A 16,144-nucleotide genomic window follows, 5' to 3' on the forward strand; every position below is an offset into this window, starting at 1 on the left:
TACTTTCTGTTGACTATACTTGATGATATGACAAACGCCAAGCTTGCCTCTGCCCGGCGTTCGCGACACGATTTTTGACATCACAGCAAGGAGTTTCACCATGACCATCGCTCTCCCACCAGGACTCGACATCCGCGCCGAGATCAAGCCAGGCTACGAACAGATCCTCACGCCCGAAGCGCTCGCGCTTGTCGCCAGCCTGACGCGCCAGTTCGAGCCTCGCCGCCAGGAACTGCTCGCCGCCCGCGTCGAACGCGCGCGCCGGCTCGATGCCGGTGAGCGTCCGGATTTTCTGCCGGAAACCGCGCACATCCGCGCCGGCGACTGGACCATCGCGCCCATCCCGCAGGCACTGGAATGCCGCCGCGTCGAGATTACCGGACCGGTCGAGCGCAAGATGGTCATCAATGCGCTGAACTCCGGTGCCGACAGCTACATGACGGACTTCGAGGATTCGAATTCGCCCAACTGGGACAACCAGATCACGGGCCAGATCAACATGGTCGATGCCGTGCGCCGCACGATTTCGCTCGAGCAGAACGGCAAGACCTACAAGCTGGGCGACAAGGTCGCGACACTGGTCGTGCGTCCGCGCGGCTGGCACCTGGACGAAAAGCACGTGCTGGTCGACGGCAAGCGCGTCTCGGGCGGCATCTTCGACTTCGCGCTGTTCATGTTCCATAACGCAAAGGAACAGCTGGCGCGGGGCGCCGGGCCATACTTCTACCTGCCGAAGATGGAATCGCACCTGGAAGCGCGCCTGTGGAACGACATCTTCATCGCCACCCAGGAAGCGCTCGGCCTGCCGCGCGGAACGATCAAGGCAACGGTGCTGATCGAAACCATCCTGGCCGCCTTCGAGATGGACGAGATCCTGTACGAGCTGCGTGAACACAGCGCTGGCCTGAACGCGGGCCGCTGGGATTACATCTTCTCGTGCATCAAGAAGTTCAAGCTGGACAAGGACTTCTGCCTGGCCGACCGCCCGAAGGTGACGATGACCTCGCCCTTCATGCGCGCCTACGCCCTGTTGCTGCTCAAGACATGCCACAAGCGCGGTGCGCCGGCCATCGGCGGCATGTCGGCCCTGATTCCGATCAAGAACGATCCGGAGAAAAATGAGGTCGCGATGGGTGGCGTGCGTAACGACAAGGCGCGTGACGCCAGCGACGGTTACGACGGCGGCTGGGTTGCGCATCCCGGCCTGGTCGAACTGGCGATGACGGAATTCAAGAAGGTGCTGGGCGACAAGCCGAACCAGATCGAGAAACAGCGTCCGGACGTGGAGGTGACTGCCGAGCAGCTGCTCGACTTCAAGCCGGAGACGCCGATCACCGAAGCGGGACTGCGCTACAACATTAACGTCGGCATCCATTACCTTGGCGCCTGGCTGGCAGGCAATGGCTGCGTGCCGATCCACAACCTGATGGAAGACGCGGCGACCGCGGAGATCAGCCGCTCCCAGGTCTGGCAATGGATCCGCTCGCCGAAGGGCGTGCTCGAGGACGGCCGCAAGGTCACGGCCGAGATGGTGCGGGCGATGATCGGGGAAGAGCTGGTCAAGGTGAAGGGGGACGCGCCGAACGGCGACAACCCGAGCTACGCGCGCGCGGCCGTCATCTTCGAGGAAATGTCGACGTCCGAGCAGTTTGCCGAGTTCCTGACGCTGCCGCTGTACGAAGAAATCTGAGTCGCCCCCTTGGCGCGAAATGACGCCGTCCTCCGGGCGGCGTTTTTTTTGCTGCGCCATTGGGCTCGACCAGCCTGCTGCGCCCGGGCGCCAGGATACCCGGCAGTTCCGTAAAAACGTAACTAACCAACGGGAAGCGCACTGCGACAAGCAATGCGCGGCTGCGCACGCGCCAGGGCGAGGCCAGCAAAATGGGGGGGCAGGGTATTCGCGCGAGCCTGGCGCTGCTGGTTCAGAACACGTTTTTCCACTCGCGCAGGACGGCAAACGCCTCTACCGGCGCGGCGCCTTCGCCTAGCTTGCCGGCCGCCACCAGCGATGCCACGATCGCAGGATCGCGGTAGCGCAGGAAGGGATTCGTGCTGCGTTCCAGGCCGATGCTCGAGGGCACCGTCGGCAGGCCTGCCGCACGTTTCGCGCTCTCGTCGCGCATGCGTAGCGCCAGCGCCGCGTTGTCCGGATCCACGGCCTGGGCAAATCGCAGGTTGGACAAGGTGTATTCGTGTGCGCAGTAGACTTCAGTATCGCCGGGCAGGCGTGCGAGCTTGTCCAGCGACGCCGCCATCTGCGCCGGCGTGCCTTCGAACAGGCGGCCGCAGCCGCCGGCGAACAGCGTATCCCCGCAGAACAGCCAATGCAGCCCTGGCGTGCGCCGCACATAGGCGATATGGCCCAGGGTATGTCCAGGCACCTCGAGCACTTCCAGTTCCAGGTCCAGCCCCGGCACGACCACGCGGTCGCCTTCGCCCAGCGGGTGCTTCACTTCGTCGATGCCATCGTTGCGGGGGCCGTACACCGGAACCGGAAAGCGCGCCAGCAGATCGCGCACGCCCCCGATATGGTCAGCATGATGATGGGTGAGTAGAATGGCGGTGAGGCGCAGGCCGTGGTCGGCGAGGCTGGCAAGGATGGGGCCGCTGTCGCCGGGGTCGACCGCCGCGGCATGCACGCCGTCGTGGATCAGCCAAAGGTAATTATCCTTGAACGCAGGTACGGTCAGGACAGTCAAATCGTTACGACTGCCGGCAGGGAGGGCGTCGCGTCCAGCTGCGTTGCCTGGGGGAGGGGTCATGGGTTCCACGCAAAAGGAGTGTGATGGATAGCGCTGCATCGGAAAAATCCATTATAGCGCTCGACGAATGGCTGCTTTCGCCGGCGGGTGCCTACGTGCGCGCTTTCGAACAAGCCTGCCTCGACGAGCTGACGGCCGACATCTTCGGCTTCAATGCCGTGCAAATCGGCGTGCCGCAAATCGATGCGCTTGCCGCCAACCGCATGCCCAACAAATGGCAGGCGGCCACGCGCACGTCCACCTTCGACGAACTCGAATTTGCCGCCAGCGGCAAGCAGATCGCGGTCGCACTGGATTTCTCGGAATTGCCATTTGCCTCGCAAAGCCTGGATTTGGTGGTGCTGCCGCACGTCCTGGAATTTGCGGCCGAGCCCCACCAGGTACTGCGCGAGGTCGAACGCGTGCTCATCCCCGAAGGGCAAGTCATCATTTGCGGCTTCAATCCGGCCAGCCTGTGGGGCATGCGCCAGGGGCTGGGCAAGGTAACGCGCAGCGGCTACCTGCCGTCGGCGGGCGAATTCATCTCTATGCCGCGCATGAAAGACTGGTTAAAATTGTTGAATCTTGGCGTAACGCGCAGCCATTTCGGCTGCTACGCGCCACCGTTTCGCACGGCACAGTGGCTCAACCGTTTCACCATGATGGAAGGGGCGGGTCAACGCTGGTGGCCCTATCTCGGTGCCGTCTACATCGTGCACGCGATCAAGCGCGTGAAAGGCATGCACCTGATCGGGCCGGCGTGGAACAAGAAAACAAGCCGGGCGCCGCAGGCGGTGCCGGCGACGAATCGGCATCATCGAAAATAATTGGAACAGGAAAGACCAGGCGGCATGACGAAAGTGGAAATTTTTACCGATGGCGCTTGCAAGGGCAATCCCGGCGCCGGCGGTTGGGGCGCGCTGCTGGTCGCTGATGGACACGAGAAAGAAATTTTTGGTGGGGAACCGAACACCACCAATAACCGCATGGAACTGAAGGCCGTGATCGAGGCTCTTGGCGTGCTGAACCGTCCGTGCGAAGTCGTACTGCACACCGACAGCCAGTATGTGCAGAAGGGGATCTCGGAATGGATCCACGGCTGGAAGGCGCGCGGCTGGAAGACGGCCGCCAAGGAACCGGTCAAGAACGACGACCTGTGGAAGGCGCTCGACCTGGCCCAGCAGCAGCACGCGGTCGAATGGCGCTGGGTGCGCGGCCACAACGGCCACCCCGGCAACGAGCGCGCCGACGTCCTGGCGAACCGGGGTGTGGCGACCTTGCGTCGTTGATTGTCGCATGCATGCGCTATACTGCTGACTTGCCGCGATTCAATAATTTCGCTCAACTCAGACCACAGTAGACCCCATGCGCCAGATTGTCCTCGATACCGAAACCACCGGCCTGAACCCACGAACCGGCGACCGCGTCATCGAAATCGGCTGCGTCGAGCTGGTCAATCGCACGCTGACCGGCAATAATTTTCACCGCTACATCAATCCCGAGCGCGACTCTGACGAGGCCGCGCTCGCGGTCCACGGCCTGACCACAGAATTCCTGAGCGACAAGCCGAAGTTCCACGAAATCGTCGAGGAACTACGCGAGTACATTCAGGGCGCAGAAGTCATCATCCACAACGCGCCCTTCGACCTGGGCTTCCTGAACCACGAGTTCCAGCGCCTCGGCCTGCCGCCTTTTGTCGAGCATTGCAGCGGTGTGATCGACACCCTGGTCAACGCCAAGGAAATGCACCCAGGTAAGCGTAACTCGCTGGACGCGCTGTGCGACCGTTACGGCGTCTCGAACGCCCACCGCAAGCTGCACGGCGCGCTGCTCGACTCCGAGCTGCTGGCGGATGTGTACCTCGCGATGACGCGCGGCCAGAACTCGCTGTCGATGGATGTCGAAGTGGAAGTCAGCGATGGCGGTGTGCTGCTCGATGCCGTGCCGCTGGGTGATATCCTTGTCCTGCCTGCCGGCCCTGATGAACTGGCGGCGCACGACGAGGTGCTGGCTGGGCTCGACAAGGGTGTCAAAGGACAGTGTGTTTGGAGAAATTATTCTCTTCAGGGGTGACGGTAGAGAAATCTTGTGGCATAATACGCCTCGTTGTCAGGGAGGTTAGCTCAGGGGTAGAGCACTGCATTCACACTGCAGGGGTCGCAAGTTCGAAACTTGCACTTCCCACCAGAATTGAGTTTTTCTACACAAGCGCATGCGCGCACCAGATCACCGCGGCAAAAAGCTCGCAGGGATGGGGAAAGAAAAGCGAACACAAGAGGCCAGCTGGCAAAGCTGGCCTTTTTTGTTTTCGTCGCCATAAAAAATGGAACCGGTCGCTCGAGCCCCATGTCCACGCTTGCGAATCGTCAATGGCCCGCCGCGTCACGACCAGCTCCGCCACTACTGTTCGCAGCAAGGCTCTGGCGTCACATAAACCTCATCCAGACGTGGTCGAGAGACCTTCCAGAGCCCGGAGACACCGCCACAGAGGAGGGCAGCTGCGGCGAGATGCCCGACGGCAGGGACGAGGGCACTGGCCATTGCCGAGCAGACGCGGGGGGAATCGCGATTGTCCGACAGGGCGAGATGCCCTGTCGTTGACGATTAGCCGGCCAAATCTTTCAGGACACCGGTTACGGCGCTTCTCCAGGCATATATCCGAGCGACTCTGCGGTCGTCGTGGTTCTTGCGCGCGGCAGGGGCAGCTTGACGCTGATCAGTGGGAACATCATCTGGTACTCAACCGGTTCGCACGCGATCGCGGTTCCCGGATTGCAAACCTGTGCCCGGACCAGTCTGATACACGTCGACGCATTCGGGTTTGCATCGCAGGTATGGCGGTTTGCCGCGGGATCCGCCGGCAGGAGGCCGGGTTCGATTCTCGTCTCCGTCAGGCTTCCGTCGGCATTGCGTACGAGCGCGAGGTAATCGATCCGTACATGCAGGTCGGTAATCGGCGCACCCAGCGGCAGCTCGCCAGGCGCATTACGAAGTACCGAAAAGTAGCGTAGGCGATCGAGCTCTGCCGGGTCGCGGAAGTTTGTCGATGCTGCCGCGGTCGCCGCCCGCCGTGTTACCTCCTGGAGCGTGTTGTAGAGATACATGATGCGGGCGAGCTCGATAATGCCGAACACGAAGGCAAGGAACACGATGACGAGAAGCGCGAATTCAACGGCGGCGACACCGCGCTGGCGCTTCGGCGACGGCATTGTGCCGAAAGAGCGCTTAGTTACTGACATAGGGCACCGTGGCGACTGCAGAAACAGACCAGCCATATCGGCCGGTGTCGACAAATCCGAACAGCTGGTCTTTCAGGCGGAATTGAATGCCGACATCGACGGACTCGGGCAGCGGACCGTCTTCGACGCCGGTGCAGAGGTTGATCATGCCGGTCCCTGAGGTACCACAATGCAAAATCACCGTGATGCTGCCTTGATCGGGAATGAGTTCGACGAGCTCCCCCCTGATGATTTCCCGGGCGGTGTTTGCGGCCGCTAGCGCCAGGGCTGGGTCACGCATTTCCTGTTCGGACACGGTCGACAGGTAGCGTGCGCCGTCCTGTGCGGCTTTCTGGACCACCGTGTAGTGCCAAAAAAAGATGGCAAAGAATAGCGGGGCCGTAAAAAAGACGACCAGGATCGGCAGCACAAGGGCAAGCTCGACCGCAGCGGCACCATGTTGCCGGTGCGATGGCTTGTTGAGGTATCCGCTCATAGGAAGAGCTCCACTTTGCCGACCAGTGCCGACTCGGGAACCACGCCCGCGAATTCCGCACTGATCTTCGTATTGGTGGCCGGTACGGTCATGAAGAAACGCCCTATGCCCAGGACCGTGGCGGTCACATCGGTTCCCGCCGGAACAGGACAGGCGAGCAAGGGGATGTTCAGGACGCGGCGTCCCGTTTGCGATATCGCCAGGTGGGCGGAAGACGGAGCGCTGTAGTTGCTGCCGCCCGTTGCCTGGTAAGGGGTCGCCGATCCGCCCGGATAGCTGGAAACACCCGGCTTTGGCTTGTACAAGCTTGCCCAGTCGCCGGTGCCGAATGTGGCGTAGCCCTCCTTCGGTTCCCTGGCGCCGGGCGCGTAAGCGTCATACCTCGCGGCCTTGGCGTACGACCACAACACGCCGTAATTGTCGGCGGTCGTGCCGCTAGGCGCCGTGAGCGGATCGGCCACCGTTTCCGCGCGCCCTGCGTCGGTATAGGGCTTGGCCGTCTGTTCGCCGGTATGGCCCATCCAGGCAACGGTGGCCCGGGCGAAGGACTTGACGTTGTAGTCAGGGGGTGCCCCGTTTGCGTTGCAGTTGCCTGTTGTGTAGTCATCGAAACGCGAGTTCAGATGATTGAAGAGGGACGCAAGCGGGAATGGCCGGGAAACATGGATCGGCGCGCCCATGACGCCCGGCGCCCAGATTTTTCCTGCGCACACTGAAGGGCCCACTTTCGAGACGGTCGTGTTCGCGCTCGAGTAGGGCTTTCCAGGCAAGGTGAAGGGGTCGACAACAAAGGTTTCGCCAGCTGTGCCGTTCGGGTTCAGTGCCATCAGGTCATAGCTGACACCGCGGCGGAATCCGAATTCGACCAGTTCGGCTACCGCGGGGGGACCTGGATTCGTCCGCAGCGCGCCGGCCGCCGGCGACATCGCGCAAATGGCCAGCGGCGTAAGCTTCAGATTTGCGCGTCCTGCTATTGCACGGTCGGCGATGGTGAAGGACGCAAGCGCAGGGGAAATCACCCCGGCCATGAAGGTGGTACCGCTCCCTGAGCCGTCCTCGAGGCGGGTCGTGTCGACTTCGACGTAGTAAACACCTGCGGGCTGGGCTTTTGCGCCTTCGGCGCTGGTCCAGTCGCTGGCGAGAGCCGGCGATTTGCTGAACCGAATCGCCGAGTTCGACCATGTGTACGAACGGCCGTAGGTGTGACGATAGGTATTTGCGATTGCGGCAGCCTTCGCCATCGCATTGGTCACCCCCGCAGCGGTCCCATCAAGTTGGCCAGCGGCCGCCAGCGCCACCGCTTTCGCCATGCCATGCAGTTCGGCCTTTCGGTTATACATTTGCCCAAGGTCGATGGCGACAGCGCACATACCGAGCATCACGACCAGGGCACCGCCACACATGATGGCGAAGGCGCCATCCTGCCGGCGTGGGGGCAGCCGAAGTGAACCCGGGTGCCACCGCCCGGCGCTGTCGATATGACTAGGTCTTGCCCTTGCCTGCCCACGCGTGAACATATGCCTGCCTCTCGGTCGCACAACTGGAGCGTCGTCTTGACCGATTTTAGGGGCATCAACTGCTGTGGGATTGATCATGAGCAACGACATCGCGTAAGGCGGGCGTTGGCCGATTCAAATTGGCGGGAATTGCTACCGCCAGGATGAACGAGCAACCGCAGCCTCGCCGGAGCGGTGGCCGCCACCGCAATGGTGTCGTCATTGACGCCGTGTTGTTGCATACTGAAATGCATACGACACGGCGCCGAGCCGATGCCTCCAGTGCTTACCCGACCATCACCTCGCTGATCTGCATGACCGGCGTCTGGTTCGTGTAGTTGGGGATGTCGGCCATGATGGCCTTCGAGTGCGGACCAAAGCCAGCCTGGAACGCATCGAGCGAATCGCAGTACAGGTGGCCCATGGCTATGTAGGGCGTGTTCGCGCCCGGCGCGCCGCCCGGGAGCGCCCTGTCAACCGTGTAGAACTTGCAAGAGTCGCCCATCAATTCCTTCACCATCGGCATGTGCCGGTCCCGGTAATAGGTGTCGTCGAAGCGGGCGTCCGGGCCGTTCGGGTACATCACGCTTACTTTGATCATCGATTGTCTCCCTGTCCTGGTTGGCGCGAGAATGCAGCCTCATCCTGCGCCGGGGGACGGCGCTTTGCAAGTCGGCGTGGGTAAGTCGAAGATGCCTGCGCATGCGCCGGCTGAGCCGTGGCGCGAGCCGCGCGAGCACCGATGGGCGATCGGCGTAGCATGGGCGCGACCCGCCGCGCAGCAGGCGCGGCGGCGCATCCCCTACCGCTTCCACCCCATTGTCAAAGGAGAATCGCATGGCGAAAGTACTGGTTCTGTATTACTCCACCTACGGTCACATCGAACAGATGGCGAACGCCATTGCAGAAGGCGCCCGGAGCGGCGGTGCCGAGGTGGTGATCAAGCGCGTGCCGGAGACGGTGCCCGAGGAGGTGGCACGCAACGCCCACTTCAAGCTGGACCAGGGGGCGCCCATCGCCACCGTCGACGAACTGCCCGGCTACGACGCCATCGTCATCGGTGCGCCCACCCGCTACGGCCGCATGCCTTCGCAGATGGCGGCCTTTCTCGACCAGACGGGCGGCCTCTGGGCGCGCGGCGCCCTGCACGGCAAGGTCGGCGCGGCGTTCACCTCGACGGCGACCCAGCATGGCGGCCAGGAGACGACGCTGTTCTCGATCATCACCAACCTGTTGCACTTCGGCATGGTCGTGGTCGGCCTGCCGTACAGCTTCGCGGGGCAGATGACGCTCGATGAGATCACCGGCGCCAGCCCCTACGGCGCCAGCACCATCGCCGGTGGCCAGGGGCAACGCCAGCCCAGCCAGAACGAACTGGAGGGCGCGCGCCACCAGGGCGAGCTGGTGGCAAGGACAGCGGCCAAGCTGTTCGGCTGAGTTGTCCGGGTCCCAGGCCCCGAACCCCGACCCGTCCACCATGGGAGCCGTCAGGAGCTTGACGGGATTGAGGATGGTCCAGTAACTGCTGCCGACGCCGCGGGTCGAAGGCTTGTCGGTGACGTGGAAGCCCGTCATTCCAGATGCTGCACCCACGCGTCCATACGGTAGCAGTACCCGGCAATACCGGCCACGCGCTTGCGGAACTGTTGCGGGAGTGTCGCGGCAACCATGGCGGGCGTCTTCGCATCCGGCGAACGGCTTCCCGGCAGGCAGCGCCGGTCAACCGTGCCACCCTCGGCCGGGAATATCTCTATCATCGAGCGGACCCCGGCCCGGCCGGACTCTTCCCTGGGCCGCCGATGCGGCCGGTTTTGCAGAAGGCTTGACGATATGGACGACCTGAGCGACCTGAAACTATCGCGGCGCGACCTGTTGAAGAGCGGTGCCGCCGCCGCGACCAGCGTCGCGCTCCCCGGCACGGCCGCCGGGACTGCGGCCGACGCCGCGGACGCAGTCCCGGCGGCCAGCACGCCGCCGCCCCAGCATGCCAGTGCACGCTGCGGGTCAACGGCCGCACCCACGCGCTGACCCTCGACACCCGCACCACGCTGCTCGACGCACTGCGCGAACACCTGCAGATGACCGGCACCAAGAAGGGCTGCGACCAGGGGCAGTGCGGGGCCTGCACCGTGATCGTGGCGGGGCGGCGCATCAATTCCTGCCTGAGCCTGGCGGTCATGCACGACGGGGACGAGATCACCACCATCGAAGGCCTCGGCAGGCCGGGCAAGCTGCACCCGATGCAGGCCGCTTTCGTCAAGCACGACGGCTACCAGTGCGGCTACTGCACCCCGGGCCAGGTCTGCTCGGCCGTGTCGGTGCTCGAGGAAATACGCCAGGGCATCCCCAGCCACGTCAGCGCCGACCTGAACGTGCGCCCGCTGCTCAGTGCCGAGGAGATCCGCGAACGCATGAGCGGCAACCTCTGCCGCTGCGGCGCCTACTCGAACATCCTCGACGCCATCGTCGAGGTCGCCGGAGGCAAGGCATGAAGGCATTCACCTACCAGCGCGCCCGTACGCCCGCCGAAGCGGCCGCAGCGGCAGTCAGCCACCCGGGCGCACGCTTCGTTGCCGGCGGCACCAACCTGCTCGACCTGATGAAGCTGGAGATCGAAACGCCGCCGCACCTGATCGACATCAACCACCTTGGCCTGGACCGCATCGAGGCCGCGCCAGGCGGCGGCCTGCGCATCGGCGCCCTCGTGCGCAATGTCGACCTCGCGGCGAACATGGCAGTGCGGCGCGACTATCCGGTGCTGGCCAGGGCATTGCTCGCGGGCGCCTCGGCCCAACTGCGCAACAAGGCCACCACCGCCGGCAACCTGCTGCAGCGCACCCGCTGCCCCTATTTCTATGACCCCGACCAGCCCTGCAACAAGCGGGTGCCAGGCAGCGGCTGTTCGGCCATCGGCGGCTACAACCGCAACCACGCCATCGTCGGCACAAGCGAGGCCTGCATCGCCACCCACCCGAGCGACATGGCCGTGGCGATGCAATTGCTCGACGCCGGCGTTGAAACCGTGCGCGCAGACGGTGCCACCCGCGTCATCCCGATCGCCGACTTCTACCGCCTGCCGGGCAAGACGCCCCACATCGAGCATGCGCTGCACAGCGGTGAACTGATCACGGCGGTAACGCTGCCGCCGCCGCTGGGCGGCTACCAGACCTACCGCAAGGTGCGCGACCGCGCCTCCTATGCGTTCGCCCTGGTGTCCGTGGCGGCGGTGGTGCAGCGCGACGGCAGCGGCCGCGTGGCCCTCGGCGGGGTCGCCCACAAGCCCTGGCGCACGGCTGCGGCCGACGCCGCCTTGCCGCGCGGCGCACGCGCTGCAGTCGACAGCCTGCTGGCGGGCGCCACGCCGACGCAGCAGAACGCTTTCAAGATTCCGCTGGTCCAGCGTACGTTGGAAGCGGTACTGGCCGACGCCGAGGAAAGGCCAGGCATGAAATTCACTACACCCGCCACCACCAACCCGATCGACCAGGGCAAAATCGTCGGACGGCCGCACGACCGCATCGACGGCCCGTTCAAGACGACCGGCACCGCCACCTATGCCTACGAGCAGCACGCGGCCGCGCCGAACGCGGCCTACGGCTATGTCGTCGGAGCGGCAATTGCCAAGGGACGCATCGCCGCCATCGACCTGGCCGCTGCCAAGCGCGCCCCGGCGTGATCGCCATCGTCACCGCCGATAACGCCGGCAAGCTCACCAAGGGCAAGTTCAACACGGCACGCCTGCTGGCCGGTCCCGAGGTGCAGCACTACCACCAGGCCGTGGCAGTGGTCGTGGCCGAGACCTTCGAGCAGGCGCGCGCCGCGGCGCGCCTGGTGCGCGTCGACTATGTCAAGGCGCAGGGCCAGTACGACCTGATGCAGGCCAAGAACACGGCCCAGGTGCCGAAGAAGGAAGAAAAGCCGGAAACGCGCGCGGGCGACTTCGACAAGGCTTTCGCCGGGGCGCCGGTCAAGCTGGACGCCACCTACACCACGCCCGACCAGTCGCACGCGATGATGGAACCGCATGCCTCGGTGGCGGCCTGGGAAGGCGGCAAGCTGACGCTCTGGACCTCGAACCAGATGATCAACTGGGGCCGCGAGGACATGGCGCGCACCCTCGGCATCCCGAAGGAAAACGTGCGCCTGGTGTCGCCCTACATCGGCGGCGGCTTCGGCGGCAAGCTGTTCCTGCGTTCGGAGGCATTGCTGGCGGCGCTGGGCGCACGCGCGGCCGGACGTCCTGTGAAGGTGGCGCTGCAGCGGGCCCTGATGTTCAACAACACCACGCACCGCCCGGCCACGATCCAGCACATCCGCATCGGCGCCACGCGCGAAGGGCGCATCACGGCCATTTCCCACGTCAGCACATCCGGCGACCTGCCGGGCGGCCAGCCGGAGACGGCGGTACAGCAGACCCGTCTGCTGTACGCGGGAGCGAACCGCTTCACCCAGCTGCGCCTGGCCACCCTCGACCTGCCCGAGGCGAACGCGATGCGCGCGCCCGGCGAGGCGCCCGGCATGATGGCGCTCGAGATCGCGATCGACGAGCTGGCGGAAAAAGCTGAAGATGGACCCGGTCACCTTCCGCATCGTCAACGACACGACAGTCGACCCGGAGAACCGCACGCGGCCGTTCTCGCAGCGGCGCTTCGTGGAATGCATGCGCCAGGGCGCCGAGCGCTTCGGCTGGAAGGGTCGCAAGGCCCAGCCGGGAAGCGTGCGCGAGGGGCGCTGGCTGGTCGGCATGGGTGTGGCCTCGGCCTTCCGCAACAACATGCTGATGAAGTCGGCGGCGCGCGCGCGCCTGGAAACCGATGGCACGGTGACGATCGAAACGGACATGACCGACATCGGCACCGGCAGCTATACCATCATCGCCCAGACCGCGGCTGAGATGATGGGCTTGCCGATCGAACGGATCGCCGTGCGCCTGGGCGACTCCCGCTTCCCCGCCTCGAGCGGATCCGGTGGGCAGTGGGGCGGCAACAGTTCCACGGCCGGCGTGTATGCCGCCTGCGTCAAGCTGCGCGAGAGCGTCGCGACCAGGCTCGGGCTGGACGCGGCCAGCGCCGAGTTCAGCGACGGCCAGGTGCGTGCAGGCGGACGGGCGCTGCCGCTGGTCCAGGTCGCGGCGGGCGGCGCGATCGAGGTCGAGGACATCATGGAATACGGCGACCTGGAAAAGAAATACCAGCAGTCGACCTTCGGCGCGCATTTCGTGGAAGTGGGCGTCGACGCCGCCACCGGCGAGACCCGCGTGCGGCGCATGCTGGCCGTGTGCGCGGCAGGGCGCATCCTCAACCCGAAAACGGCGCGCAGCCAGGTGATCGGGGCGATGACGATGGGGGTGGGCGCGGCGCTGATGGAAGACCTGGTGGTCGACAAGCGGCGCGGTTTCTTCGTGAACCACGACCTGGCCGGCTACGAGGTGCCGACCCATGCCGACATCCCGCACCAGGAAGTGGTGTTCCTCGACGAACTCGACCCGATGTCGTCGCCGATGAAGGCCAAGGGTGTGGGCGAGCTGGGCATTTGCGGGGTGGCGGCCGCGGTGGCCAATGCCATCTACAACGCGACGGGCGTGCGCGTGCGCGACTATCCGGTCACGCTCGACAAGCTGTTGCCGGGCATGCCGCCCCTCGTTTGACCCGGACAGGCGTGCCGGGAGCCCGGCGCGCCACCGCGCCGGCTGGCACCCGTGCGCCGCGCAAGTGCGCGCGGCCTTATCTTGTCGATAACAATTAGCTCTACTCGAGGCACGACAATGGAATGGTTATCCGATCCGGGCATCTGGATAGGCTTCTTCACGCTGGTCGTGCTGGAGATCGTTCTCGGCATCGATAACCTGATCTTCATCGCCATCCTGGCCGAAAAGCTGCCGCCCGAGCAGCGCGACCGCGCGCGCCTGCTCGGCCTGTCGCTGGCGATGCTGATGCGCATCGGCCTCTTGACGATGATCGCCTGGATCGTCTCCCTGACCGAGCCCCTGTTTTCGATCGGCAGCCTGTCCCTGTCCGGGCGCGACCTGATCCTGCTGCTGGGCGGCCTGTTCCTGCTCTTCAAGGCGACGATGGAACTGCACGAGCGGGTCGAAGGCGCCACCCACACGGGGGGCGGGCAGGTGGCCTACGCGGGTTTCGGCGTCGTCGTGGCCCAGATCATCGCGCTTGACGCCGTGTTTTCGCTCGATTCCGTCATCACGGCGGTCGGCATGGTCGACGAACTGGGCGTCATGATGGCGGCCGTGGTCGTCTCGATGGGCGTGATGCTGTTCGCTTCGAAGTCGCTCACCCGCTTCGTGAACGCCCACCCGACCGTGGTGGTGCTGTGCCTGGGCTTCCTCCTGATGATCGGCCTGTCGCTGATTGCCGAGGCCTTCGGCTTTCATATTCCGAAGAGCTACCTGTACGCGGCGATCGGCTTCTCGGTGATCATCGAAGCCCTGAACCAGCTGGCCAGGCGCAACCTGGCGCGCGAGGAGGCGCTGGTGCCCCTGCGCGAACGCACTGCCGACGCGGTGCTGCGCATGCTCGGCGCCAAGGGGCGAGCGAGGGCGCGGTGCTTGCGCCCAGTTCGTCGCGCCAGCCTCCCGAGCCGGCCTTCGATCCGGCCGAGCGCAATATGGTCAGCGGCGTACTGAGCCTGTCGCAGCGCTCGATCCGCTCGATCATGACCAACCGCTCGGACATTTCATGGATCGACATCGACGCCGACGCCGACACCATCCGCGGCCAGATCATGGAAACCCCGCACAGCTTCTTCCCCGTGTGCAAAGGGCAGCTTGACGAAATCCTCGGCGTGGTGCGGGCGCGCGACCTGATGGCCGACCTGGCCCTGGGCGGGCGCATCGACCCGGCCCACCTGCGCAGTCCCATCATCCTGCCCGAGTCGGGCGACGTATTGAAGGTCATGGAAACGCTGAAGCGCTCGCATGGCCAGCTGGTGATGATCGCCGACGAATACGGCACCCTGCAGGCCTGGTCACGCCGATCGACATCCCTGGAAGCCATTGCCGGCGACTTCCCCGACGAGGACGAGCAGCCGGCCGTGGTGCAGGAAGGCCCGGGCCGCTGGCGCATCGACGGCGGCGCCGACCTGCATTACCTCGAGCAGGTGCTGGAAACGGATGCCCGTGAGCGAAAGCGACGACTACACCTCGCTGGCCGGCTTCATGCTCGAGCGCTTCGGCACGCTGCCGGCCGCCGGGCAGGCTGTCGAGCTCGACGGCCTGCGCTTCGAGGTGCTGCGGGTGGCGGACCGGCGCATCGCCGAGGTGCTGGTGACGCGCGCCGCATCCGGCAGCGCGCGCGCCCGCAGCGCCTGAATGTCGCCCGCGGCAAATGCGCCAGGCCGCGACCCTGCGCCAGCGTGCCGCCCGGTGCCGCTGGCGGCCGCTTCTCAGACCGGGATCGACGAATTGCCGCCCGCGGAGGAACCGTAGTTCTGCAGCTCGCCGAAGGGCAGGCGGCGGTCGTTCAGGGCCGCGAGGATGGCCTGCAACTGCGCTTCGTCCGGATGGATGTAGACCATGACCTGTTCCACCTGGTTCTCGAAGTAGGGGGTGTAGGGCACGTCGGTCTCGGGCATGACCTTGGCCGCGAAGCTGCCGTCCTGCAGTTCGCCGAAGAGGGTGACGATGGTGGCTGGTGGTGCGCTGTTCTTGACTGTCAGTTCCATGATGCTCCGATGGTGAGATGGATGAGCGCGCGCCCGGTGCGCGCGGTTCGGGAACATGATCGCGCGAAATCGGCTGAGGCGGCGCAGCCTTGCGGTGCGCGAGTGCGCGAGTACGCGGCAAGGACTGCGCGATCCGTGCGGGGCGCCTCGCGCGCCCGCCGGCATGCTTGCGCACTAGCGCGCGCCGCCCTCCGGCACTGCAATGTTAGCTTGATCGCCACGCGAGCCCGTCGTTGGGCTCCGGCGCGCCGCGCTCCAAGGCCGCGCTGTTCGAGCAGGGCTCACGCCCCGCATGCCCGTCCACGCGGGCCGGGGCTGCACATTCCACCACACAGGAGGTCATCATGCCGCAGGGAGACAAGTCGTCGTATACCGACAAGCAGAAGCGCCAGGCCAAGCATATCGAGCAAAGCTACGAGAAGCGCGGCACGCCGCCGGCGGAAGCGAAACGGCGCGCCTGGGCCACCGAGAACAAGGTGTCCGGCGGGGGCAAGAAGCATTGAACGGCCCGCTAGC

13 protein-coding genes, 1 tRNA gene and 4 pseudogenes are annotated in these 16,144 nt (G+C 65.1%); 11 read left to right on the top strand and 7 right to left on the bottom strand.

Annotated features, from left to right (window positions below; translation table 11 throughout):
- Window positions 1–100: 100 nt before the first annotated feature.
- Window positions 101–1,690 (top strand): malate synthase A, encoded by a 1,590-nt coding sequence (gene aceB / locus G4G28_RS11610; protein WP_182988381.1) that lies wholly within the window; start codon window positions 101–103, stop codon window positions 1,688–1,690.
- 232 nt (window positions 1,691–1,922) lie between these two features.
- Here aceB and gloB read toward each other — a convergent pair whose 3' ends face one another.
- Window positions 1,923–2,762 carry a hydroxyacylglutathione hydrolase gene (gene gloB, locus G4G28_RS11615; protein WP_182988382.1) on the bottom strand — a complete coding sequence of 280 codons (840 nt, stop codon included), beginning with the start codon at window positions 2,760–2,762 and terminating at the stop codon, window positions 1,923–1,925.
- Window positions 2,763–2,785: 23 nt separating this feature from the next.
- Here gloB and G4G28_RS11620 point away from each other — a divergent pair, with 23 nt between their 5' ends.
- From G4G28_RS11620 to G4G28_RS11635, 4 genes are all read left to right on the top strand, one after another.
- The gene (locus G4G28_RS11620) at window positions 2,786–3,568 is read left to right on the top strand and encodes a class I SAM-dependent methyltransferase (protein WP_182988383.1); all 783 of its coding nucleotides are present in this window, start codon (window positions 2,786–2,788) and stop codon (window positions 3,566–3,568) included.
- A 24-nt stretch (window positions 3,569–3,592) separates the two neighbouring features.
- Window positions 3,593–4,030, top strand: coding sequence for a ribonuclease HI (rnhA, locus tag G4G28_RS11625; RefSeq protein ID WP_056336018.1), 438 nt, complete (start codon window positions 3,593–3,595; stop codon window positions 4,028–4,030).
- Window positions 4,031–4,106: 76 nt separating this feature from the next.
- On the top strand, window positions 4,107–4,814 hold the full coding sequence (gene dnaQ / locus G4G28_RS11630) for a DNA polymerase III subunit epsilon (RefSeq protein ID WP_182988384.1): 708 nt from the start codon (window positions 4,107–4,109) through the stop codon (window positions 4,812–4,814).
- A gap of 39 nt (window positions 4,815–4,853) precedes the next feature.
- A tRNA-Val gene (locus G4G28_RS11635) sits at window positions 4,854–4,928 on the top strand.
- 446 nt (window positions 4,929–5,374) lie between these two features.
- Here G4G28_RS11635 and G4G28_RS11640 read toward each other — a convergent pair.
- From G4G28_RS11640 to G4G28_RS11655, 4 genes are all read right to left on the bottom strand, one after another.
- The gene (locus tag G4G28_RS11640; protein ID WP_183108389.1) at window positions 5,375–5,950 is read right to left on the bottom strand and encodes a TadE/TadG family type IV pilus assembly protein; all 576 of its coding nucleotides are present in this window, start codon (window positions 5,948–5,950) and stop codon (window positions 5,375–5,377) included.
- Between the two features lie 16 nt (window positions 5,951–5,966).
- Window positions 5,967–6,455, bottom strand: a complete 489-nt coding sequence (locus G4G28_RS11645) for a TadE family protein (RefSeq protein WP_182988386.1) — start codon at window positions 6,453–6,455, stop codon at window positions 5,967–5,969.
- Window positions 6,452–7,858, bottom strand: coding sequence for a pilus assembly protein TadE (locus G4G28_RS11650; protein ID WP_182988387.1), 1,407 nt, complete (start codon window positions 7,856–7,858; stop codon window positions 6,452–6,454). Before G4G28_RS11650 ends, G4G28_RS11645 begins: the two co-directional genes overlap by 4 nt.
- Window positions 7,859–8,237: 379 nt before the next feature.
- Window positions 8,238–8,552 (bottom strand): EthD family reductase, encoded by a 315-nt coding sequence (locus G4G28_RS11655; protein WP_182988388.1) that lies wholly within the window; start codon window positions 8,550–8,552, stop codon window positions 8,238–8,240.
- 236 nt (window positions 8,553–8,788) lie between these two features.
- Between G4G28_RS11655 and wrbA the strand changes: the two genes are divergently transcribed.
- On the top strand, window positions 8,789–9,388 hold the full coding sequence (gene wrbA / locus G4G28_RS11660; protein WP_182988389.1) for an NAD(P)H:quinone oxidoreductase: 600 nt from the start codon (window positions 8,789–8,791) through the stop codon (window positions 9,386–9,388).
- Between the two features lie 134 nt (window positions 9,389–9,522).
- On the opposite strand, the gene G4G28_RS11665 is transcribed toward wrbA, so the two are convergent.
- The gene (locus tag G4G28_RS11665) at window positions 9,523–9,708 is read right to left on the bottom strand and encodes a hypothetical protein (protein ID WP_182988390.1); all 186 of its coding nucleotides are present in this window, start codon (window positions 9,706–9,708) and stop codon (window positions 9,523–9,525) included.
- A 73-nt stretch (window positions 9,709–9,781) separates the two neighbouring features.
- Between G4G28_RS11665 and paoA the strand changes: the two are divergent.
- The 4 pseudogenes from paoA (at window position 9,782) to G4G28_RS11685 (ending at window position 15,275) form a co-directional block, all read left to right on the top strand.
- Window positions 9,782–10,443, top strand: a pseudogene (gene paoA / locus G4G28_RS11670) (aldehyde dehydrogenase iron-sulfur subunit PaoA).
- Window positions 10,440–11,381: pseudogene (locus G4G28_RS11675) on the top strand (xanthine dehydrogenase family protein subunit M); the annotation flags it as partial. The pseudogenes paoA and G4G28_RS11675, both read left to right, overlap by 4 nt.
- 15 nt (window positions 11,382–11,396) lie before the next feature.
- Window positions 11,397–13,598, top strand: a pseudogene (paoC, locus tag G4G28_RS11680) (aldehyde oxidoreductase molybdenum-binding subunit PaoC).
- Between the two features lie 117 nt (window positions 13,599–13,715).
- Window positions 13,716–15,275: pseudogene (locus G4G28_RS11685) on the top strand (TerC family protein).
- 74 nt (window positions 15,276–15,349) lie between these two features.
- Here G4G28_RS11685 and G4G28_RS11690 read toward each other — a convergent pair.
- Window positions 15,350–15,628: a hypothetical protein gene (locus G4G28_RS11690; RefSeq protein ID WP_182988393.1), complete on the bottom strand. Its 279-nt coding sequence runs from the start codon at window positions 15,626–15,628 to the stop codon at window positions 15,350–15,352.
- Between the two features lie 344 nt (window positions 15,629–15,972).
- Between G4G28_RS11690 and G4G28_RS11695 the strand changes: the two genes are divergently transcribed.
- The gene (locus tag G4G28_RS11695; RefSeq protein WP_182988394.1) at window positions 15,973–16,131 is read left to right on the top strand and encodes a hypothetical protein; all 159 of its coding nucleotides are present in this window, start codon (window positions 15,973–15,975) and stop codon (window positions 16,129–16,131) included.
- Window positions 16,132–16,144: the final 13 nt, after the last annotated feature.

Origin of the sequence: Massilia sp. Dwa41.01b (assembly GCF_014171775.1) — a bacterium.
GTDB lineage: Bacteria > Pseudomonadota > Gammaproteobacteria > Burkholderiales > Burkholderiaceae_D > Telluria.

Coding starts and splice junctions, on each gene's coding strand:
- aceB (WP_182988381.1), top strand. CDS start 101: ATGACCATCGCTCTCCCACCAGGACTCGACATCCGCGCCGAGATCAAG.
- gloB (WP_182988382.1), bottom strand. CDS start 2,762: ATGACCCCTCCCCCAGGCAACGCAGCTGGACGCGACGCCCTCCCTGCC.
- G4G28_RS11620 (WP_182988383.1), top strand. CDS start 2,786: ATGGATAGCGCTGCATCGGAAAAATCCATTATAGCGCTCGACGAATGG.
- rnhA (WP_056336018.1), top strand. CDS start 3,593: ATGACGAAAGTGGAAATTTTTACCGATGGCGCTTGCAAGGGCAATCCC.
- dnaQ (WP_182988384.1), top strand. CDS start 4,107: ATGCGCCAGATTGTCCTCGATACCGAAACCACCGGCCTGAACCCACGA.
- G4G28_RS11640 (WP_183108389.1), bottom strand. CDS start 5,950: ATGCCGTCGCCGAAGCGCCAGCGCGGTGTCGCCGCCGTTGAATTCGCG.
- G4G28_RS11645 (WP_182988386.1), bottom strand. CDS start 6,455: ATGAGCGGATACCTCAACAAGCCATCGCACCGGCAACATGGTGCCGCT.
- G4G28_RS11650 (WP_182988387.1), bottom strand. CDS start 7,858: ATGTGTGGCGGTGCCCTGGTCGTGATGCTCGGTATGTGCGCTGTCGCC.
- G4G28_RS11655 (WP_182988388.1), bottom strand. CDS start 8,552: ATGATCAAAGTAAGCGTGATGTACCCGAACGGCCCGGACGCCCGCTTC.
- wrbA (WP_182988389.1), top strand. CDS start 8,789: ATGGCGAAAGTACTGGTTCTGTATTACTCCACCTACGGTCACATCGAA.
- G4G28_RS11665 (WP_182988390.1), bottom strand. CDS start 9,708: ATGATAGAGATATTCCCGGCCGAGGGTGGCACGGTTGACCGGCGCTGC.
- G4G28_RS11690 (WP_182988393.1), bottom strand. CDS start 15,628: ATGGAACTGACAGTCAAGAACAGCGCACCACCAGCCACCATCGTCACC.
- G4G28_RS11695 (WP_182988394.1), top strand. CDS start 15,973: ATGCCGCAGGGAGACAAGTCGTCGTATACCGACAAGCAGAAGCGCCAG.